This is a genomic window from Sphingomonas albertensis (assembly GCF_014358075.1).
Lineage (GTDB): Bacteria > Pseudomonadota > Alphaproteobacteria > Sphingomonadales > Sphingomonadaceae > Sphingomonas > Sphingomonas albertensis.
In genome coordinates this window covers 1-18871 of the sequence record NZ_JACONT010000056.1, presented here as the reverse complement: position 1 = coordinate 18871, position 18871 = coordinate 1, and the positions used below count along the sequence as shown (strand labels likewise).

Genomic DNA, 18871 nt, shown 5'->3' with positions numbered 1-18871 from the left:
CGTCCCTGTGGGGGGGGGAGGTCAGGGTAACCGCTGTTCCGTCTCCTCCCCCTCCGTCACCTGCGGTGCCACCTCCCCCTGGCGGGGGAGGATCGTGAGTTTAGCGGGCGGCGTCGAGGCCGGGGCCGACATCGGCGGTGGGTAGATACCTTGGCGCAACCCGAGCCTTCGCTCTCTGCTCATACGCATACCCCGCGCCCAGCACCGCCGCGTCACCATACTTCGTCGCGATGAACGACAAGCCGACCGGCAGCCCGCGCACCAGCCCCATCGGCACCGTCAGGTTGGGATAGCCCGCGACCGCCGGCAGCCCGCTCGAACTCGGCCCGCCATATTGATCGCCGTACACCGGTTCGCTGAGCCACGCCGGGCCATAGGTCGGCTCGACCAGCACGCTCGCCCCCGCCGCCTTGAGCAGCGCGTCGATCCCCTCCGCGCCCGCCAGCCGCAACGATTTCGCGCGCGCCGCCTTGTACGCTGGGTCGTTCAATCCCTTGGTCTTGGCCGCGGCCTCGAACGTCTCCTGCGCGAAGAACGGCATTTCCGTTGCCGCATTGGCAGCGTTGAACGCGATGACCTGATCGAGCGTGCGCGTGCGGACCGTGGCGGGGGTGGTCGCGAGATAGGTGTCGAGGTCGGCCTTCAGCTCGGTCTGGAGCACCAGCAGTTCCGCCTCGCCGAGGCCTTCGAGCTTCGGCTGCTTGACCTCGACCAGCACCGCACCCGCCGCCTTCAGCACGTCGAGCGCCGCCTGGTATTTCGCTGCGAGGTCCGCAGTCATCTCGGGGCGGATCACGCCGATGCGCAGGCCCGAGAGCGCGCTGGTCGACAGCGCCGCCGCATAATCGCGCTTGTACGCGCCTGCCCCGGCGGTCGCCGTGTCGGCGGGATCGGCGGCGATCATCGCCGAGAACAGCGTCGCGACGTCGCGGACGCTGCGCGCCATCGGGCCGGGCGTATCCTGGCTGTGGCTGATCGGTACGACGTGCGTTCGGCTGACGAGGCCGATCGATGGTTTCAAACCGACCAACCCGTTGAGCGACGAGGGACACACCACCGATCCATCGGTTTCCGTGCCGATCGCCGCGGCCGCGAAGCTCGCCGCGACCGCCGCGCCCGAGCCGCTCGACGACCCGCACGCGGTGCGGTCGAGCGCATAGGGGTTCTTGACCAGACCGCCGACCGCGCTCCAGCCGCTCATCGAGCGGGTCGAGCGGATGTTCGCCCATTCGCTGAGGTTGGTTTTCCCCAGAATGACCGCCCCCGCCGCGCGGAGCTGCGCCACGACGGGCGCATCGCGACGGGTCAGGTTGTCCTTCAGCGCCAAGCTGCCGGCAGTGGTCGTCACCCGGTCCGCGGTTTCGACATTGTCCTTGATCAGCACCGGCACGCCGTGGAGCGGACCGCGGATGCGCCCCGCCTTGCGTTCGGCGTCGAGCGCTTTCGCCTGCGCCAGCGCGTCGGGGTTGAGCGCGATCACGGCGCGCAGAGCCGGCCCTTTGCGGTCCATCGCCGCGATCCGCGCGAGATAGGCGCGGACGAGATCGACGCTGCTCGCCTTGCCTGACGCCATCATCGCCTGGAGCTGGTCGATCGACTGCTCCTCGACCGCGACGGTCTTCGCCTCCGCCAACGCAGGAAGCGCGGTCGCGAGCAACAGCCCGATGATAAACTTGCGCATTTTCCGATTCCCCTTTGACGGAAGGCTATCGGGGTTGCGCATCAGCGCCAAGCGGTCTGAACGATGCTCGGCACGATGCGTTACGGACCAGCAACGGATAGGGGAACGGCGTGCGTCAGGTGTTGAAGGTCGTCGGAGGCATCGTGCTGCTGGCGATCGTGGTTCTGGCGCTGGCGGTGACGATCGTCCCGCGCTTCCTCGACCGCATCTATTACCGCGGGCCGGCCAATGCCCATTTCGACGGCGAGCGCTTCGCCAATCCCGACAACGACGCCGACACGCAGCAGATCCAGCCCGCCGGTGGTGGTCGCGCGGGCTTTTTCTGGCGCTATTTCACCGCCAGCGATGGTCGACCCACGTGGCCGAAGACGGTCGCGGTCAACCGCACTGCGCCGCCCGCACGCGTCGAGGGCGAGCGGATGGTCGTGACGTGGGTCGGCCATGCGAGTGTGCTGGTCCAGACGCAGGGGCTCAACATCCTCACCGATCCGGTCTGGGCGGAGAAGGCCGGGCCGCTCGGCACGGGTCCGCGCCGTGTCGCCGAGCCGGGGATCGCGTTCGATGCGCTGCCGAAGATCGATCTCGTGCTGGTCAGCCACAATCATTACGACCATCTCGACAAGGTGACGTTGAAGCGCCTCTGGCAGCGCGATCGGCCGCGGATCGTCACCAGTCTGGGTAACGACAGCGTGATCGGCCAGACCGGGGCGCAGGCGACCGCGCTTGACTGGGGGCAGCGAGTAGCGATCAAGCCGGGCGTCGACGTCGTCGTGACGCGCAATCATCATTGGGGCAGTCGCTGGTTTACCGATCGCAATCGCGCGCTGTGGTCGAGCTTCGTCGTGACGCTGCCGGACGGTAACGTATTTTTCGCGGGCGATACCGGGATGGGCGACGGCCAATGGCCGGTCGAGGCGGCGGCGCTGGGGCCGATCCGGCTGGCGCTGATCCCGATCGGCGCGTTCCGGTTCGTCGACGGGCAGATGGAGTCGGGCAGCCATATCGGGCCGGTGGATGCGGTCGAGGTGTATAGCCGGCTGGGCGCGGCGCGCGCGATCCCGATCCACTGGGGGACGTTCCGGTTGTCGTTCGAAGGGTATGATACGCCGCCGAAACTGCTGACGGCGGCGATGCGGTGCACGGGGCAGACGGGGTTCGCGCCGGTTGCGATCGGGCGGCCGGTGGCGGTTGCTCGGTATGTAAAGCCGGCGACGGTGACGCCAATGCCGCGGGAGGTTTTGTTGAAGTGTCTCGATACACCGACGGTTCGAGCTTTCCGCTAAATTCTCCGTCACCTCGGAGAAGTTCGGCGGTTATCCCCTTCGACCGAGTAAACCTGTTTCCCCGCGAAGGCGGGGACCCTGACTGGGCTCCCGCCTTCGCGGGAGAACAACGATAGAGAAAAGTGACGCCGGCCACACGTCCGACCACCCCGGCGAAGGCCGGGGCCCAATTGGGGAAGGCTGTTAATGGTGGACAGCCCCTCGTTACTGCCACCTTTCCAATTGGACCCCGGCCTTCGCCGGGGAGGTGTACCCGCTCGGACGCGATAGGCGGCGAACACAGCCCGTCCCTCACCCCATCTTGAACACGCAGAGCTTGTTGCCGTCCGGATCACGGAAATAGGCGCCATAGAAGCCCATCTGCTCGGGGCCCCGAGACCCAGGACCACCCTCGTCCGCGCCGCCCAGTTCGATCGCCTTGGCGTAAACCTGATCGACCTGCTCGCGCGAGTCCGCCGCCAGCGCGACCATCGTACCATTGCCCGCGGTCGCCGCCGCACCGTCATAGGGCCTGCCGATCACCAGCATCGGCTTGTCCGCACCCGCGCCGTAGAAGGTGAGTTTCCGCTCGTCGGGCATCTGCATGAGCCGCTTGCCGCCGACCGTCACGAACAGCGCGTCGTAGAAGGTCAGCGCGGTATCGAGGTCGTTGGTGCCGAGCGTCGCGTAACCGATCATGGGTCTCTCCTCTTATGATTGAGGAGGGATATCGGCGGATTACGCAGGCGACGCAATCAACCTTGCTGCTCCCCCGCGAAGGCGGGGGTCAAGGGACTCAGTAGCGGCGAACTCCGGGAGCATGCGGGCCTGGGGCCCCGCCTTCGCGGGGGAACAGCCAGCGTTGCAGCCTCGAATTACCCGACGAAAGCACGCTCGATCACGAACGTACCCGGCTTCGAATTCGCGCCCTCCTCGAAGCCATTCGCCTCGAGCATCACCGCGAATTCCTTGATCATCTCGGTCGATCCGCACAGCATCGCGCGGTCGGTCTCGGGGTTGAGCTTCTGCTCGCCGCGGACCGGGTGGCCGAACAGCGACGCGTCCTCGATCAGCGCACCGATCCGCCGCGTCGTGCGGAACGGCTCGCGCGTCACGGTCGGGATGTAGTGGAACTGCGTCTGCGCCTCGTCGGCGATCAGCGGATCCTCCGCCAGCAAACCGACCATCTCGTCGTGATAGGCGAGATCGCTTACGCGGCGCACGCTGTGCACGACGATCACCTGCTCGTACGCAGCATAGACGTCGGGATCGCGCATAAGGCTGAGGAACGGCGCGAGGCCGGTGCCGGTCGAGAACATGAACAGCCGCTTCCCCGGCAGCAGCGCGTCGAGCACGAGCGTGCCCGTCGGCTTCTTGCCGAGATACACTTCGTCGCCGGGCTGGATCAGCTGGAGCTTCGAGGTCAGCGGGCCGTCCTCGACCTTGATCGACAGGAACTCGAGTTCCTCCGAATAATGCGGGGACGCGATCGAATAGGCGCGCATGATCGGCTTGCCGCCCTCCTGGGGGAGGCCGATCATCACGAACTCACCCGAGCGGAAGCGGAAGGTCGATGGCCGCTCGATCGCGAAGCTGAACAGATGTTCGTTCCAGTGACGCACCCACAGCACCTTGGCGTTGAGGAACGCGGGGGTCTCGGGGATCAGCGCGGGCGCGCGGGTTGCTTCGACGGTCGGGGCGGTCATGCGTCTATTCCTTCGGCCGCGCGGACTCGCGCTGGCGGATCGATTGCTTGCGAAACGGTCGCATTATTGGCGTCGGGGGAACGGGTCAACAACAGCTAATCTTGGGCTCGCCCAAACAGGTCCCGTGGCCGTTGCCGACTCACCACATGTTCCCCATATTCCCCCTCGATGGCCATTCAGATCCGCACCAGTCTCGCCGAGCCCGAAACCGGCGAAAGCTTCGTCCCGCACCGCCCGACCGCGCGCCCTGACAAGGTCGAGGGCGGCAAGCGGTTCAACCTCGTCAGCGAGTATGAACCCGCGGGCGACCAGCCCACCGCGATCGCCGAACTCGTCTCCGCGATCGGTGACGGCGAGAAGGACCAGGTGCTGCTCGGCGTCACCGGCTCGGGCAAGACCTTCACGATGGCCAGCGTCATCAACCGCGTCCAGCGCCCCGCCCTGATCCTCGCGCCGAACAAGATCCTGGCGGCGCAGCTCTACGGCGAGATGAAGTCGTTCTTCCCCGACAACGCGGTCGAATATTTCGTCAGCTATTACGATTATTACCAGCCTGAAGCGTATGTCGCGCGCTCCGACACGTACATCGAGAAGGAATCGTCGACCAACGAGTCGATCGACCGGATGCGGCATTCGGCGACGCGCGCGCTGCTCGAACGCGACGACGTGATCATCGTCGCGTCGGTGTCGTGCCTGTACGGCATCGGCTCGGTCGAGACCTATTCGGCGATGATCTTCGACCTGAAGAAGGGCACCACGGTCGACCAGCGCGAGATCGTGCGGAAGCTCGTCGCGCTTCAGTACAAGCGCAACGACGCGGCGTTCCAGCGCGGCAATTTCCGCGTGAAGGGCGACACGCTCGAGATCTTCCCGTCGCATTACGAGGACAGCGCATGGCGCATCTCGTTCTTCGGCGACGATATCGAGGAGATCACCGAGTTCGATCCGCTGACCGGCAAGAAGGTCGCCTCGCTGAACTCGGTGCGGGTGTACGCGAACTCGCATTACGTGACGCCCGGTCCGACGCTCAAGCAGGCGGGCGAGGCGATCAAGCACGAGCTGGCGGAGCGGCTGAAGGAGCTGGTGCTGGAGGGCAAACTGCTGGAAGCGCAGCGTCTCGAACAGCGCACCAACTTCGACCTGGAAATGATCGCCGCGACCGGCTCCTGCGCGGGGATCGAGAATTACAGCCGCTTCCTCACCGGCCGCATGCCGGGCGAGCCGCCGCCCACGCTGTTCGAATATCTGCCCGACAACGCGCTGTTGTTCGTCGACGAGAGCCACGTCACGATCGGCCAGATCAACGGCATGTCGCGCGGCGATCACCGTCGCAAACTGACGCTCGCCGAGTACGGCTTCCGCCTGCCGAGCGCGATCGACAACCGCCCGCTGCGCTTCAACGAATGGGACGCGATGCGCCCGCCGACGACCTATGTCTCGGCGACCCCCGGTAGCTGGGAGATGGAGCAGACCGGCGGCGTGTTCGCCGAGCAGGTCATCCGTCCGACCGGGCTGATTGATCCGCCCGTCGAGATCAAGCCGGTCGAGGAACAGGTCCAGGACCTGATCGTCGAGGTCGGCAAGACCACGGCATTGGGGTATCGCACGCTCGTCACCACGCTGACCAAGCGGATGGCGGAGGACCTGACCGAATATATGCACGAGGCGGGGATCAAGGTCCGCTACATGCACAGCGACGTCGAGACGCTGGAACGCATCGAACTTATCAGAGATCTCCGTCTCGGCGTCTACGACGTCCTGATCGGCATCAACCTGTTGCGCGAGGGGCTCGATATCCCCGAATGCGGGCTGGTGGCGATCCTCGATGCGGACAAGGAGGGCTTCCTGCGCTCCGAGACGTCGCTGATCCAGACGATTGGCCGTGCGGCGCGCAACGTCGACGGCCGCGTGATCCTGTACGCCGACCGCGTCACCGGATCGATGGAGCGCGCGATGAACGAGACGTCGCGCCGCCGCGAGAAACAGGTCGCGTACAACACCGAACACGGCATCACCCCGACGACGATCCGCCGCAATATCGGCGACATCATCGCACACGTCGCGAGCCAGGATCAGGTGACGATCCCGATCGACGAGGACCGGCCTCACATGGTCGGGCACAATCTCCGCGCATATATCGAGGATCTGGAAAAGCAGATGCGCAAGGCCGCGAGCGATCTGGAGTTCGAGACCGCGGGTCGTCTTCGCGACGAGATCCGCCAGTTGGAGAACGAGGAACTGGGCCTGCCGGTGGATCAGCAGAAAGCGCCGGTCATGGGGCGATCGAACGAGGGCAAGCCGGGCACGCGGAAAACGCGCTACGGGAAGAGCCAGAAGATGCGGATGGGCGGCTCGCGATCGCGGTAGCCCTTGCGTGCTTTCGCTTGCCGCTGGACACTCACGGATCGTCTATGCCTAATCGATGGTACCTTATGATCCGCAGCTTTCACGACAACGAAACAGAGCGCGTCTGGCGCCGGAAGCGAACTCGTCGGTTTCCTCCGGATATCTTGCATCGAGCCGTGAACCGATTGAGGTTGCTTGATGCCGCAGAAACGCTCGACGATGTCCGCTTTCCGCCAAGCAATCGCCTTCACGCCTTGACGGACGACCGCGCCGGTCAGCATTCCATTTCCATCAATTTGCAATGGCGTGTATGCTTCATATGGCGCGATGGAGGCGCTGAGCGTGTCGAAATCACAGACTATCACTAACCGTGACTGGATAGAGAATGATCATGCCGGCGAAATGCTGGCCAGTGAGTTTATGGAGCCTCTCGGCCTTAGATCGATAGACCTGGCTGCGGCCATCGACGTTTCGCAGTTGCGGATCGAAGCACTGATCAACGGAGACGCCCCGGTCGACGGCGAACTTGACTTGCGCCTGACGCGATATTTCAGAATGTCGGAGGGATTTTTTCTCCGACTGCAAAATCAGTATGATCTTCTAGAGGCCAAGCGCGCCTTAAATGGCGCGCTTGACCGGATCGTTCCCCGCGCAGCTTAGCCGACGACGAGGTCTTCGCTGCTCGATCCGTAATAGCTGGCGACGCGGTCGGCATAGGCCTGATCGAACACCGGCGCGTTGTTCGCCCAGCTCGGGCCGCCCTCCAGAACACGCTTGTCGATTGTCACGACATAGAGGTCGCGGACGGCGTCGAACTGGAGCAGCGCGAACGGCAACGGGTAGAAGCTCTTGCCCATGCCGAGGAAGCCCCCGAGGCTGAGCACGGCGTGCGTGACGCGGCCGGTGCCCTTGTGGACCATGAACGCGTGTACCGAGCCGACAGCGTCGCCATCGCGGCTCTCGACTTTCATCGTGCCCGAGATGTTCGACTGGACGAGCAGCTGGGTCGGGGTCTGGGCAGCGGTGTCGGACATGAGCGTTCTCCTGATTTCTTCCGTCGCTGAACCGGTACCACCGTGCGGCGGTTCCCGCCTAGAGCGCTTCGTCGTACTTGAGCGACCGCCGGGCGTGCCGCATAGCGATGCGATGCGCACTCCGTCCCCTCACCTCGTCGGCTTGCGATCGCTTGCCAGCCCCCTCGTCCTGGCGCGCCTTGCCGGCCTGGCGACGCTCGCGTCAATTGCCGGCTGCGTCCCGCCACCGCGCGCCGAGGCACCGCCGCCATCGCGCACCGTCGCGCCGCCCCCCGCGCCGACGCCGCGCCCGGTACCGATCGCCGCGGACTGGCGCGATTTGCCGTATTCGCCGGGCACCTGGGTCTATCGCCGCGACGCCCGCGGCTCGATCGCGCTGTTCGGACCGGCCAATGCCGACGCGTCGCTGACGCTGCGCTGCGATACCGCGGCGCGCCAGATCTATCTGTCGCGGGCGGGCACCACGCCGACACCGCTGACGATCCGCACGTCGAGCGTGACCCGCGCCGTGTCCGTCCAGCCGACCGGTGGCACGCCGCCTTATGTCGCGGCCGCGCTGATGCCGAACGACTCCTTGCTGGAGGCAATGGGGTTCAGTCGTGGGCGATTCGTCGTCCAGCAGGCCGGACTGCCACCGCTCGTCGTGCCCGCCTGGGCCGAGATCGAGCGCGTGACCGAGGATTGTCGCGGCTGATTTTGCCAGGACGACAGTCGGGTAAGATCGGCCGAAATCTTCCATAAAACAAGACTTGTATCGCATGCGCGGTCGGCACACATTGCGGGTGCGGTCGGGCTTGGCCGCGTTGTTTCAACAAGCGAAAGGAGGTGATCCGATGTCTCATGGTTCAGCAGTGAGTTCGGTTCGGTTCGTTCGGGGGACGCACCGCTAACGCCGCCGGTCCGCGTGGGGAGTATTCTCTCCCAGTCAACACGTGGTCCACAGGCTAAGCGGTACGCATGGTCCTCCGGGCTGGAGCTCTCCGGCCGCTGACCATGTCAGGAGGTTGTCGGGTCGTCGGGAGACGATCCGGCAGCCTCTTTTCATTTGTGCGGTGTGGTTGGTTGCCGGTGATCGATCCAACCGCCATTTACGACAATGTTGCGGGAACCAACGACGTTCGCCGTCGCCGAAGCCACCCCGCCTTTTCCTAGCTGACGATATTGGCAGGCGCAGGCTGAGCGGGTGACCAACGCCTGCGACGCACCCGTCACCACTTGTGTCCTGCCTTAACGGTGAGAACCCGAAATTAGAGCGCGCATCGGACTAACCCTGAAGTAGCGGAAGACGCGAAAACGTCCTACGCCCACATCGTCATCCTGACGAAAGTCAGGACCCAGGGTCCCATAGGGCAGTAACCCATTACTCTGGGCCCTGACTTTCGTCAGGATGACGTGAGATATGCGACGACGGAACGGGCACGACGGAGGGACTGGCTTATACCTCCAGCTTTAACTGCCGCGCACGTTGCGCCCCGGCCGCCATTAGCCCGCGATCGCCCCTTTTACAGGAACGCCTTCGCCCGATTGAGCACGACGCTGCACATCCGCGTCTTCACCTGGCCGCCAAGGTCGTCGAGCGAGAACGCCTGCCCGTTCGGCGCCTGCACCTCGCCTTCTTGGCCCGCCGCGTAACCCGGCGACGTTCGTACGCCCTGCCGCCCGGTCAGGCGCTGGAGGATCGACTGCGCGCCGGTGGACGGCGCATTCGTCGAGCCGCCCGCTCGTGCCGCGGCATTCCGTCCGCCGGTGAGCGCGCCGAGGGCACCACCCTGCCCGAGCAGATTGTTCTTCAGGCAATAGCCTAGCAGTCCGGCAGCATTGCCCGCGCCGATCGATCCGACGCTCGGCAGCGCACCACCGAGCAAGCCACCGAGTCCGCCGAGATCGCCTAGCCCACCAAGTCCGCCGAGACCATTTTGCGTCGACGCCGATTGCGGTGCGCTGGACTGCGCCGATGCCGAGGTCGCGAGGGCCAAGGCGGCCACGAGGGCGATTGCGGTCTTGGGCATGATAGGGTGCTCCGATAGGGTTATGTCACTAACGGGACTGGCCAAGGTGCGTTCCGAAAAGGTTCGTTCAGCGACTGGCGAACAACGTGTCGACCGATCCGCCATTAGCCTGCAACGCCGCCTCGACCCGTCGACGGGCGTCGTAATATACCAGGGACGATGCGCCCGGGTCGGTCGTGCGAAGACTTTCAGCATCCGCGTTCTAGCGGACCGGTGTAGATCGGACTGGCGCGCAGCAATCCCTCCGCACGCGCCAGTTCGCTGCCGATCCGCGGATCGATCGGGCGCTCGGCATAGGCGGTGACGGTGCCGATCCGCTGCTCGTACGGAAACGCCAGCAACTGCGGTGCGTAAACGACCGCAACGGCAAGCAGAAGGAGGACGGAGGCGATCCAACGGACGGGCCCCTGCCCCCTTCTGCGAACCCGCGTCGTCATGCGGGTGTCAGCAACCCTTCGCGTGCGATCTTCTCGCGCCAGACCAGCGGCGCGAGTTGGTGGACGTTCTCGCCCGCGGAATCGACGGCGACGGTCACCGGGAAGTCGGCGACCTCAAACTCGTAGATCGCCTCCATGCCGAGATCCTCGAAGCCGACGACCTTGCTCCCCTTGATCGCGCGCGCGACGAGATAGGCGGCGCCGCCGACCGCCATCAGATAGGCCGACTTGCGTTCGGCGATCGCCTTGGTCGCATCCGCGCCGCGCTCGGCCTTGCCGACCATCGCGAGCAGGCCCTGGTCGAGCATCATGCGGGTGAACTTGTCCATACGCGTGGCCGTGGTCGGGCCGGCGGGGCCGACCACCTCGTCGCCGACCGGATCGACCGGGCCGACATAATAGATCACGCGACCCGCGAAATCGACCGGGAGCGGTTCGCCCTTCGCCAGCATGTCGGCGATCCGCTTGTGCGCCGCGTCGCGCCCGGTGAGCATCTTGCCGTTGAGCAGCAGACGGTCGCCGTGCTTCCACGTCTGCACCACCTCGGGGGTCAGCGTGTCGAGATCGACGCGGATCGCGGCCTTGTCGGGCGTCCAGTTCACATCCGGCCATTCCTCCAGCTTCGGCGCTTCCAGATACACCGGGCCCGAACCGTCGAGCACGAAATGCGCGTGGCGCGTGGCGGCGCAGTTCGGGATCATCGCGACCGGCTTCGACGCGGCGTGCGTAGGCCAGTCGAAAATCTTGACGTCGAGGATGGTCGACAGCCCGCCCAACCCCTGCGCGCCGATGCCGAGCGCGTTGACCTTGTCGTAGATCTCGATCCGCAGCGCCTCGATGTCGTTCTTCGGCCCGCGCGCCTTCAGCTGCGCCATGTCGATCGCGCCCATCAGGCTTTCCTTTGCGAGGATCATCGACTTCTCGGCAGTACCACCGATGCCGATCCCAAGCATCCCCGGCGGGCACCAGCCGGCGCCCATCTGCGGGATCATCTCGAGCACCCAGTCGACGATCGAATCGCTCGGGTTCATCATCTTGAACTTCGACTTGTTCTCGCTGCCGCCGCCCTTCGCCGCGACGTCGATCGAGACGGTGTTGCCGGGCACCATCTCGACATGCATCACGCTCGGCGTGTTGTCCTTGGTGTTGCGGCGGGTGAAGGCGGGGTCGGCGAGGATCGACGCGCGCAACTTGTTCTCGGGGTTGAGATAGGCTTTCCGCACGCCTTCATCGACGACCTCCTGCAAAGAGCGGGTCGAGTCGAGGCGGCAATCCTGGCCCCATTTTACGAAGATCGTGACGATCCCGGTGTCCTGGCAGATCGGGCGGTGGCCCTCGGCGCACATCCGGCTGTTGGTCAGAATCTGCGCGATCGCGTCCTTGGCGGCGGGGCTCTGTTCGGCCTCGTACGCGACGCCCAATGCGCGGATGTAATCCATCGGGTGGTAGTAGCTGATGAACTGGAGCGCGTCGGCGACGCTTTCGATCAGGTCGGCTTCGGTGATGACGGTCATGCAGCGCCTTTGCGGATGCGGGGATGCGCGCGTCTTAGCCGCGTTCGGGCGATTTATGAAGACCGAGGGGGCGTCGGCACGCCATCAGTACGGGCCCGGCTGCAAAAGAAGGTTAGGGTGGGTTAGGCCAACGCGCGCTCTTTCGTGGAGCGGGCAAAGAGCCGAGCGGTGTGCAAAGCATGACCGACTTTGCACCAGGGCTGTGATCGACGATTTGAAAGAGCCGAGGACCGAGCGTGACATCAAGGTCGCGTGTAGGACAGCGAAAACTGGCGGGCCGTGGCGGCGATGATTTTGACGGGTTCGCCTAAAGTCGAACACTGCGACGACTTCAAGGCGGCCGGATAGCAGCCATTCGTTCAGCATGGTAATCGGTGGCTGCGGGGGATGTCGGATGCTGAGAACTTTAGGGCTGGGATGCGCCACGTATGCGGCAATCGCTGTCATATTTTTTGGCGGGCTACTCCAGCCAATATTTCTTGCCACCGTTTGGTCAGATAGACTGGCAGCACCGTATTGGGGCTGGATCGTTTCTGCCTGTCTCGCGATCGGTACGGCGAGCTTCTTTTTGCCGTCTCGATTAGCGTCGTTTCGTGGCCCAACTTTCGTATTGGTCGGCTTGCTGGGTTCGCTGTTCTCAGTCGGGGCTTACGCCGACTACCTCACCTCAAAAGCGTTGCATGATTTCGGCGGAGAGCGGCATATCCAGCACAGTTTCACCGAGTCGGTCCGCCATGCTCCAGCGGAGTTTCAGGTATTTTTACACGCTGCGGTCCTGAAGCGGTGTGTTCCGTTTGCTTGGAGTTACAGGGCTCTAAGCTTTTACCAAATACCACCTGACGTAGCCATAAACGTCCTGCCCATAGATTGGCTCGTTGAATGTCCTTCGATCAGGGCTGCCTCATCAAAGCGATAGGCGGACCGCTACGATGGCAGCTTAGGCCATCCTCATTCCGAGAACAGCCTGACCGCTTTCCTTCCCGACCCGGCCATTCCGCTCACCGCTTATTCCTCGTGCGAAGTTCCCAGCGTGGCGGCACCCACGAGTAGCAGCGCGGCCAGCGCGACCGCGATCCACAGCGCTTTCAGATCCAGGATGGGGAACACTGCGGCGCCCGCGGTCGCTCCCGCGATCAACCCCAGCCACAGGAGTAGATACGGCACCTAGGCACAGCGGGGACCGCCGGCGAACGCGGTCGTGAGGTGCTGGCCGATCTTGACGAGCGTGCCGGTCATGTAGGTGACCCCCACGCTGACCTCGCCGTCGCGCTGGAACACTGCGTTCGCCGATCCCATCGCCACCGCCATCAGCAGCGGCGCCGGGACGAGGTCGCCACCGTGCGTCGCCGTCGCAGAGGCGATCGCCAGCGCGACCAGCACGAACGCCAGTACCGCCTGCTTCCGCCGCCGCCCCGCGAGCCGCCCGACGGTTTCGCCGGCCATCACCCCGCCGACGAACGCCGCGATCAGCGCACCCGCGAACAGGCTGCCCGGCACGACACCGGTGATACCTGCCGCCAGCCGCGTCGAATTGCCGCTCATGAACGAGACGAACAGGCCGCCGAGCTTCAGAAACCCCAGCGCATCGACGAATCCCGCCAGCGCAGCGAGCCCGATTGCCAGCAGCCGCTGGCGTTTTTCATAACGGCGCATGAGACATCATAGGCTTGGCGGCGAGAAATGGGAGATGGCGTCGCGACTGCGCGCCCTTCCGGACTGCAAGAACGCGGTTTATCCTGTGGCGATGCAGGACATCAGAAACATCGTCGTTCTTACCGGGGCCGGGATTTCGGCGGAGAGCGGGATCGCGACGTTTCGCGGGCCCGGCGGGCTTTGGGAAGGGCACCGGGTCGAGGACGTCTGCACGCCCGAGGCGCTCGCGGCGGATCCCGTGTTGGTGCACCGGTTTTACGATCTGCGGCAGGCGGCTTTGGCGGGGGTGGAGCCCAATCCGGCGCACCGGGCGCTGGCGCGGCTGGATGCGGGTTGGGACGGCGAGTTGCTGATCGTTACGCAGAATGTCGACGACCTGCATGAGCGGGCGGGCGCGACGCGAATGCTGCATATGCATGGCGAGCTGTTGTCGGCGCTGTGTACTGTTTGTGGAGCGCGCGAGGCTTGGGCGGGGGCTTTGCCGGAGGGGGCGGGGTGTGGGGCTTGCGGTGCGGCGGCGCTTCGGCCGGACATCGTGTTCTTTGGGGAGATGCCGTACCAGATGGAGCGGATCGAGGCTGCTTTGGCGAAGGCCGATCTGTTCGTGTCCGTGGGGACTTCGGGGGCGGTGTATCCGGCGGCGGGGTTCGTGCAGACGGCGGCGTATCATGGGGCGCGGACGCTGGAGCTGAACCTCGATCCTTCGATGGGGAGCGTGTTCTTCGAGGAGACGCGGATCGGGGCGGCCGGGGTGCTGGTGCCGGCGTGGGTGGACGAGATTTTGTCGGACGTCTGATCCTCCCTGCAAGGGGAGGTGGCAACCCGAAGGGATGACGGGGGGTGTCGCCGTATCGAGAGCGGGTCACCCCTCCGTCTGGCTGCGCCAGCCACCTCCCCTTGCAGGGGAGGATCAGGGGGGGGTCAGTCGACCCAGTCTAGGCCCATGTCGCGGTAGATTTCGCGGTCTTCGTCCCAGCCGGGTTTTACCTTTACGTGCAGGTATAGGTGAACGGGCTTGCCGGTGATCGAGGCGAGTTCGATGCGTGAGCGGGCGCCGATCTCCTTGATACGGACGCCGCCCTTGCCGAGAACGATCGCGCGCTGGGTCGGGCGTTCGACGAGGATCTGCTGGTGGATCTCGAGGCTGCCGTCCTGGCGCTCGATATACTGCTCGGTCTCGATCGTGCTCGCATAGGGGAGTTCCGCGTGGAGCTGGAGGTAGAGCTGCTCGCGCGTGACCTCGGACGCCAGCGCGCGCTCGGTCGAGTCGGAGACCTGGTCCTCGGGGTAGTGCCACGGACCTTCGGGCATCGCCTTGGCGAGCTGAGTCTTGAAGTGCGCGAGGCCGTCGCCGGTGCCGGCGCTGATGAAGAAGGTCTCGGCGAAGGGGAGCAGCGCGTTGAGTTTCTCGGCGTGGATCAGCAGCTTGGTCTTGTCGGCGAGGTCGACCTTGTTGAGGATCAGCCAGATCGGCTCGGTACGGCCGACCAGCGATTCGACGATCGTGGTGACCTTGCCGCCGATCCCGCCCTTGGCGTCGACCACCAGCGCGATGATGTCGGAGCCTTCCGCGCCGCCCCAGGCGGCGGCGACCATCGCGCGGTCGAAGCGCCGCTTGGGCTCGAAGATGCCGGGGGTGTCGACGAGCAGGATCTGCGTGTCGCCCTCGATCGCGACGCCCATCAGCTTGGCGCGCGTGGTCTGCGCCTTGGGGCTGACGATCGCGACCTTCTGGCCGACGAGCGCGTTGACGAGCGTCGACTTGCCCGCGTTGGGCGCGCCGACGATGGCGACTAAGCCGCAATGCTTGGGGGCGGAGATTTCAGGCGTGGTAGTTTCGGTCACTTAGGCTCTTTTCGGCATCGGGATATTCGGGGGCGGTCATACAGACAAAACGCCCTCGCGTCATTCCCGCCGGACTGCGGCCTTGTCCGTCGTCGCGCGGTTCACAGTTTAAGAAAGAGAAGTTGGTTCACGCGGAGGCGCGGAGACGCGGAGGTGGTGTGGATGGGGCTGGCGCCGGCTGCGATCATGCACCGCCGATTATCTCGGCGTCGTTCGGGGCAACACCGGTGTTCCAACCGCACCCCCTCCGCGTCTCCGCGTCTCCGCGTGAACCAGTCTTCTCAGCCTAGCTTCTCCAGCAGCGCCTTGGCGGCTGCGGTTTCGGCTTCTTGTTTGCTGGAGCCGGTGGCGGTGGCTTCGGCGAGTTTGCCGATCGAGACCAGCATCGTGAATTTGGGGGCGTGGCCGGGGCCGGTGCGTTCGACGATGGTGTATTCGGGAGGCTTGCGGTTGTGGGCGGCGGCCCATTCCTGGAGGGCGGACTTGGGGTGCTGCGGGGCTTTTGCGCCGGCCTGGACGCGATCTCCCCAGGCGCCGCGGACGAATTTGCGCGCCGCGTCGAGGCCGGCTTCCTGATACCATGCGCCGATCAGCGCCTCCATCACGTCGCCGAGCACGTTGTCGCTGTCGCTGGCGCCGTCGTCGCGGGCCTGCTTGCCGAGCTTCAGATGCGCGCGAACGCCGAGTTCGCGTGCGACGTCCGCACAGACGGGGCCGGTGACGAGCGCGTTGAGGCGCTTCGACAGCGAGCCCTCCGGGTCGGTGGCGAACAGTTCGTAGAGCCATTCGGCAATGATGAGGCCGAGAACGCGGTCGCCGAGGAACTCGAGCCGTTCGTAGTTCGCCGCGGCCTGGCTACCGTGTGTCAGCGCGCGCTCATAGGGGGCGAGGTTGGTCGGTACGCGGCCGAAAAGCGTCTTCAGCCAGTTGGCGAGGTCGCTCAAAAGCCTTCCCCGATACGGCTCCACCGCGCCGCACTGACCCAGGTCCAGGGCTTCAGCCATTCGGCGTCGCCGTCGGTCGAGAAGAAATTGACGACCGCCTTGCCCTCGACGTTCTCGAGCGGGACATAGCCCATGCCGTTCGGTGCGGGGAAACGGCTGTCGCCGCTGTCGTCGCGGTTGTCGCCCATCACGAAGATGTGGCCGGCGGGGATCGTGTAGAGCCCGGTGTCGTCACGGTCGGGGAGTTCGGCTTGGTCGATCACTTCGTAGCTGCGGCCACCCGGTAGCGTTTCGCGGAAGCGGGGGTAGCGACAGATTTGCACGTTCGCGACGACGTCGACGAACGGCGCGCCGCATTTCTCGGCGTCGAAATTGGCGGTGAGCGGAATCGTGAAGTCGGCGATGCGCTGCTTCGGGATCGCCTTGCCGTTGAGGTAGACGATGCCCTGGCGCATCTGGATAGTCTCGCCGGGGAGGCCGATGACGCGCTTGATGACGTCGTGGTCGAGCACTTCGGGCGCGCGGAAGACGACGACATCGCCACGCGTCGGCGTGCTGCCGAAGATGCGGCCGGGGATCAGCGGTATGCCGGCGGGGAGCGACCAGCGCGAATAGCCGTAATTCCACTTAGAGACGAACAGATAGTCGCCGATCAGCAGGCGGGGGAGCATCGATTCGGACGGGATGCTGAACGGCGCGAAGATGAAGCTGCGCAGGATCAGCACGACCAGCGCGAGCTTCAGCAGGAAGCGGAAGGTCTCGCTCGTTTCAGACCGCTTGGGTTTCGTCTTTACGTCATTTGCCATGCTCGCGGGTTTGCGCAGACGGCGCGCGTCGTCAAGCGTATGCGGGATACCTGTCACCGAAAGAGCGTTGTCGCGGTCTCGCGCTTGCAGCATGACCGGCGCGCACGTCTATTCGGAGAAGTAGCATGACCGCCGACTGGTCCAAGATCGAAGCCCTGCCCGCCACCACGCTGACCGACCTGTTCGCGCAGGATTCGGAGCGCCTTTCGAAGCTGAGCCTCGACGTCGCGGGTATCCATTTCGACTGGTCGAAGACGCATCTGACGACCGACATGGTCGCCGCGTTCGAGCAGATGGCCAAGGCGCAGGATCTGGCGGGCAAGCGCCAGGCGCTGTTCTCGGGCGAGGTCGTCAACGTCACCGAGGGCCGCGCGGTCGAGCACACCGCCGAGCGCGGCGAGGGCAAGCCCGAGAGCGTGGCGATCGCGCAGGCGAGCCATTCGCGGATGCGGACGCTGATCGATGCGATCGAGGCCGAAGCGCTGGGGCCGGTGCGGCATATCCTGCACGTCGGGATCGGCGGGTCGGCGCTCGGGCCGCAGTTGCTGGTCGACTCGCTGGGGCGTGACGACAAGCGCTATGATGTCGGGATCGTCGCCAATGTCGACGGCGTCGCGCTGGAGGACGTGTTCGCCAAGTTCGATCCGGCGGCGACGCTGCTCGTGGTCGCGTCGAAGACGTTCACGACGACCGAGACGCTGATGAACGCCGAGAGCGTGCTGCAGTGGATGACCGAGCATAATGTGGAGGATCCGTATGGCCGCGTGATCGCGCTGACCGCGGCGCCCGAAAAGGCGATGGAATGGGGCGTCGACGAGACTCGCATCCTGCCGTTCGCGGAGAGCGTCGGCGGGCGGTATTCGCTGTGGTCGACGATCGGGTTCCCGGCGGCGATCGGGTTGGGCTGGGACAAGTTCGAGGAGCTGCTGGAGGGTGCCGCGGAGATGGACCGGCATTTCCGGCTTGCCGCGCTGCACGAGAATGCGCCGGCGCTCGCGGCATTCGCCGACCTGTATTACACGCAAATCCGCCATGCCGAGACGCGCGCGACGTTCGCGTATGACGAGCGGTTGCGGTTGCTGCCGAGCTATCTCCAGCAGCTGGAGATGGAATCGAACGGCAAGTCGGTGACGGCGGAGGGCGAGCCGCTCGGGCGACCGTCGGCGGCGATCACCTGGGGCGGGGTCGGCACCGAGGCGCAGCACGCGGTGTTCCAGTTGCTCCATCAGGGCACGCATCTGGTGCCGGTCGAGTTCGTCGCGTCGATCGAGCCTGGCGACACTCTGCCCGAGGAGCATCACCGCGCGCTGCTGCTGAATGCGTTCGCGCAGGGGGCGGCGTTGATGGCGGGCAAGCAGGCCGAGGATCCGGCGCGGAGCTATTCGGGCGATCGGCCGTCGTCGACGTTGCTGCTGGACGATCTGGATGCGCGGACGCTGGGGGCGCTGATCGCGTTCTACGAGCATCGGGTGTTCGTGAACGGCGTGCTGTTGGGGATCAATTCGTTCGACCAGTTCGGGGTCGAGCTGGGCAAGGAAATGGCGAAGGCCGCAGAGAAGGGCGGGCAGACGTTCGATCCTTCGACGGACGATCTGATTACGCGGGCGTTTGGATGATTTTGTAGAGTGGGGCGT

Annotated in this window: 19 protein-coding genes; 7 read left to right on the top strand and 12 right to left on the bottom strand. The window is 65.2% G+C overall.

The features are described from left to right. Positions 1 to 100: 100 nt before the first annotated feature. Positions 101 to 1681, bottom strand: a complete 1581-nt coding sequence (locus tag H8S47_RS17640; protein ID WP_187505079.1) for an amidase — start codon at positions 1679 to 1681, stop codon at positions 101 to 103. A 119-nt stretch (positions 1682 to 1800) separates the two neighbouring features. Between H8S47_RS17640 and H8S47_RS17635 the strand changes: the two genes are divergently transcribed. Then, entirely contained in the window at positions 1801 to 2964 is a 1164-nt protein-coding gene (locus tag H8S47_RS17635) for an MBL fold metallo-hydrolase (RefSeq protein ID WP_187505084.1), read from the top strand. Positions 2965 to 3255: 291 nt separating this feature from the next. Here H8S47_RS17635 and H8S47_RS17630 read toward each other — a convergent pair whose 3' ends face one another. Then, positions 3256 to 3642 carry a VOC family protein gene (locus H8S47_RS17630; protein ID WP_132737476.1) on the bottom strand — a complete coding sequence of 129 codons (387 nt, stop codon included), beginning with the start codon at positions 3640 to 3642 and terminating at the stop codon, positions 3256 to 3258. A 176-nt stretch (positions 3643 to 3818) separates the two neighbouring features. After that, the gene (locus H8S47_RS17625; protein WP_107963158.1) at positions 3819 to 4649 is read right to left on the bottom strand and encodes a ferredoxin--NADP reductase; all 831 of its coding nucleotides are present in this window, start codon (positions 4647 to 4649) and stop codon (positions 3819 to 3821) included. A gap of 168 nt (positions 4650 to 4817) precedes the next feature. Between H8S47_RS17625 and uvrB the strand changes: the two genes are divergently transcribed. From uvrB to H8S47_RS17610, 3 genes are read left to right on the top strand one after another with little or no spacing between them, the layout of a single operon-like run. Then, positions 4818 to 7016 carry an excinuclease ABC subunit UvrB gene (gene uvrB, locus H8S47_RS17620; RefSeq protein WP_187505078.1) on the top strand — a complete coding sequence of 733 codons (2199 nt, stop codon included), beginning with the start codon at positions 4818 to 4820 and terminating at the stop codon, positions 7014 to 7016. Between the two features lie 44 nt (positions 7017 to 7060). Then, the gene (locus H8S47_RS17615; RefSeq protein WP_328805608.1) at positions 7061 to 7363 is read left to right on the top strand and encodes a type II toxin-antitoxin system RelE/ParE family toxin; all 303 of its coding nucleotides are present in this window, start codon (positions 7061 to 7063) and stop codon (positions 7361 to 7363) included. Continuing rightward, positions 7323 to 7655, top strand: coding sequence for a HigA family addiction module antitoxin (locus H8S47_RS17610; protein WP_268933103.1), 333 nt, complete (start codon positions 7323 to 7325; stop codon positions 7653 to 7655). Before H8S47_RS17615 ends, H8S47_RS17610 begins: the two co-directional genes overlap by 41 nt. On the opposite strand, the gene H8S47_RS17605 is transcribed toward H8S47_RS17610, so the two are convergent. Continuing rightward, positions 7652 to 8029 (bottom strand): PRC-barrel domain-containing protein, encoded by a 378-nt coding sequence (locus H8S47_RS17605; RefSeq protein ID WP_187505076.1) that lies wholly within the window; start codon positions 8027 to 8029, stop codon positions 7652 to 7654. The two genes, H8S47_RS17610 and H8S47_RS17605, sit on opposite strands and share 4 nt — an antisense overlap. Before the next feature lie 112 nt (positions 8030 to 8141). Between H8S47_RS17605 and H8S47_RS17600 the strand changes: the two genes are divergently transcribed. Then, entirely contained in the window at positions 8142 to 8723 is a 582-nt protein-coding gene (locus tag H8S47_RS17600) for a hypothetical protein (protein WP_235983034.1), read from the top strand. 808 nt (positions 8724 to 9531) lie between these two features. On the opposite strand, the gene H8S47_RS17595 is transcribed toward H8S47_RS17600, so the two are convergent. The 5 genes from H8S47_RS17595 to H8S47_RS17580 all read right to left on the bottom strand — a co-directional run bounded on the left by H8S47_RS17595 (position 9532) and on the right by H8S47_RS17580 (position 13642). Beyond that, positions 9532 to 10038, bottom strand: a complete 507-nt coding sequence (locus H8S47_RS17595) for a DUF2501 domain-containing protein (protein ID WP_187505075.1) — start codon at positions 10036 to 10038, stop codon at positions 9532 to 9534. A gap of 188 nt (positions 10039 to 10226) precedes the next feature. After that, complete coding sequence (locus tag H8S47_RS17590) at positions 10227 to 10475, bottom strand: hypothetical protein (RefSeq protein ID WP_187505074.1); 249 nt, start codon at positions 10473 to 10475, stop codon at positions 10227 to 10229. Then, on the bottom strand, positions 10472 to 11989 hold the full coding sequence (locus H8S47_RS17585; protein ID WP_187505073.1) for a fumarate hydratase: 1518 nt from the start codon (positions 11987 to 11989) through the stop codon (positions 10472 to 10474). The genes H8S47_RS17590 and H8S47_RS17585 overlap by 4 nt, the downstream gene beginning before the upstream one ends. A 1005-nt stretch (positions 11990 to 12994) precedes the next feature. Continuing rightward, positions 12995 to 13153 carry a hypothetical protein gene (locus H8S47_RS19165; RefSeq protein ID WP_328805607.1) on the bottom strand — a complete coding sequence of 53 codons (159 nt, stop codon included), beginning with the start codon at positions 13151 to 13153 and terminating at the stop codon, positions 12995 to 12997. Then, positions 13154 to 13642 (bottom strand): YoaK family protein, encoded by a 489-nt coding sequence (locus H8S47_RS17580; protein WP_328805606.1) that lies wholly within the window; start codon positions 13640 to 13642, stop codon positions 13154 to 13156. It lies immediately after the preceding gene. A gap of 91 nt (positions 13643 to 13733) precedes the next feature. On the opposite strand from H8S47_RS17580, the gene H8S47_RS17575 reads away from it, so the two are divergent. Further along, complete coding sequence (locus H8S47_RS17575) at positions 13734 to 14438, top strand: NAD-dependent deacylase (protein WP_187505081.1); 705 nt, start codon at positions 13734 to 13736, stop codon at positions 14436 to 14438. 125 nt (positions 14439 to 14563) lie between these two features. Here the strand turns inward: H8S47_RS17575 and era are convergent, their stop codons facing one another. The 3 genes from era to lepB all read right to left on the bottom strand — a co-directional run bounded on the left by era (position 14564) and on the right by lepB (position 17237). Further along, positions 14564 to 15487 (bottom strand): GTPase Era, encoded by a 924-nt coding sequence (era, locus tag H8S47_RS17570; protein WP_328805604.1) that lies wholly within the window; start codon positions 15485 to 15487, stop codon positions 14564 to 14566. 281 nt (positions 15488 to 15768) lie between these two features. Continuing rightward, on the bottom strand, positions 15769 to 16491 hold the full coding sequence (gene rnc, locus H8S47_RS17565) for a ribonuclease III (protein WP_187505072.1): 723 nt from the start codon (positions 16489 to 16491) through the stop codon (positions 15769 to 15771). After that, the gene (gene lepB / locus H8S47_RS17560; RefSeq protein ID WP_187505071.1) at positions 16428 to 17237 is read right to left on the bottom strand and encodes a signal peptidase I; all 810 of its coding nucleotides are present in this window, start codon (positions 17235 to 17237) and stop codon (positions 16428 to 16430) included. Before lepB ends, rnc begins: the two co-directional genes overlap by 64 nt. Before the next feature lie 125 nt (positions 17238 to 17362). On the opposite strand from lepB, the gene pgi reads away from it, so the two are divergent. Next, positions 17363 to 18853 (top strand): glucose-6-phosphate isomerase, encoded by a 1491-nt coding sequence (gene pgi / locus H8S47_RS17555; protein WP_187505070.1) that lies wholly within the window; start codon positions 17363 to 17365, stop codon positions 18851 to 18853. The last annotated feature ends 18 nt before the right edge of the window (positions 18854 to 18871 follow it).

What these genes read in the sequence shown, in the direction of transcription:
- H8S47_RS17630 (WP_132737476.1), bottom strand. Translation starts at nt 3,642, where the DNA reads ATGATCGGTTACGCGACGCTCGGCACCAACGACCTCGATACCGCGCTG.
- rnc (WP_187505072.1), bottom strand. Translation starts at nt 16,491, where the DNA reads ATGGCTGAAGCCCTGGACCTGGGTCAGTGCGGCGCGGTGGAGCCGTAT.
- pgi (WP_187505070.1), top strand. Translation starts at nt 17,363, where the DNA reads ATGACCGCCGACTGGTCCAAGATCGAAGCCCTGCCCGCCACCACGCTG.
- H8S47_RS17615 (WP_328805608.1), top strand. Translation starts at nt 7,061, where the DNA reads ATGCCTAATCGATGGTACCTTATGATCCGCAGCTTTCACGACAACGAA.
- H8S47_RS17585 (WP_187505073.1), bottom strand. Translation starts at nt 11,989, where the DNA reads ATGACCGTCATCACCGAAGCCGACCTGATCGAAAGCGTCGCCGACGCG.
- H8S47_RS17610 (WP_268933103.1), top strand. Translation starts at nt 7,323, where the DNA reads ATGGAGGCGCTGAGCGTGTCGAAATCACAGACTATCACTAACCGTGAC.
- H8S47_RS17575 (WP_187505081.1), top strand. Translation starts at nt 13,734, where the DNA reads ATGCAGGACATCAGAAACATCGTCGTTCTTACCGGGGCCGGGATTTCG.
- H8S47_RS17580 (WP_328805606.1), bottom strand. Translation starts at nt 13,642, where the DNA reads ATGCGCCGTTATGAAAAACGCCAGCGGCTGCTGGCAATCGGGCTCGCT.
- uvrB (WP_187505078.1), top strand. Translation starts at nt 4,818, where the DNA reads ATGGCCATTCAGATCCGCACCAGTCTCGCCGAGCCCGAAACCGGCGAA.
- H8S47_RS17595 (WP_187505075.1), bottom strand. Translation starts at nt 10,038, where the DNA reads ATGCCCAAGACCGCAATCGCCCTCGTGGCCGCCTTGGCCCTCGCGACC.
- H8S47_RS17590 (WP_187505074.1), bottom strand. Translation starts at nt 10,475, where the DNA reads ATGACGACGCGGGTTCGCAGAAGGGGGCAGGGGCCCGTCCGTTGGATC.
- H8S47_RS17600 (WP_235983034.1), top strand. Translation starts at nt 8,142, where the DNA reads ATGCGCACTCCGTCCCCTCACCTCGTCGGCTTGCGATCGCTTGCCAGC.
- H8S47_RS17605 (WP_187505076.1), bottom strand. Translation starts at nt 8,029, where the DNA reads ATGTCCGACACCGCTGCCCAGACCCCGACCCAGCTGCTCGTCCAGTCG.
- H8S47_RS17640 (WP_187505079.1), bottom strand. Translation starts at nt 1,681, where the DNA reads ATGCGCAAGTTTATCATCGGGCTGTTGCTCGCGACCGCGCTTCCTGCG.
- H8S47_RS17625 (WP_107963158.1), bottom strand. Translation starts at nt 4,649, where the DNA reads ATGACCGCCCCGACCGTCGAAGCAACCCGCGCGCCCGCGCTGATCCCC.
- lepB (WP_187505071.1), bottom strand. Translation starts at nt 17,237, where the DNA reads ATGGCAAATGACGTAAAGACGAAACCCAAGCGGTCTGAAACGAGCGAG.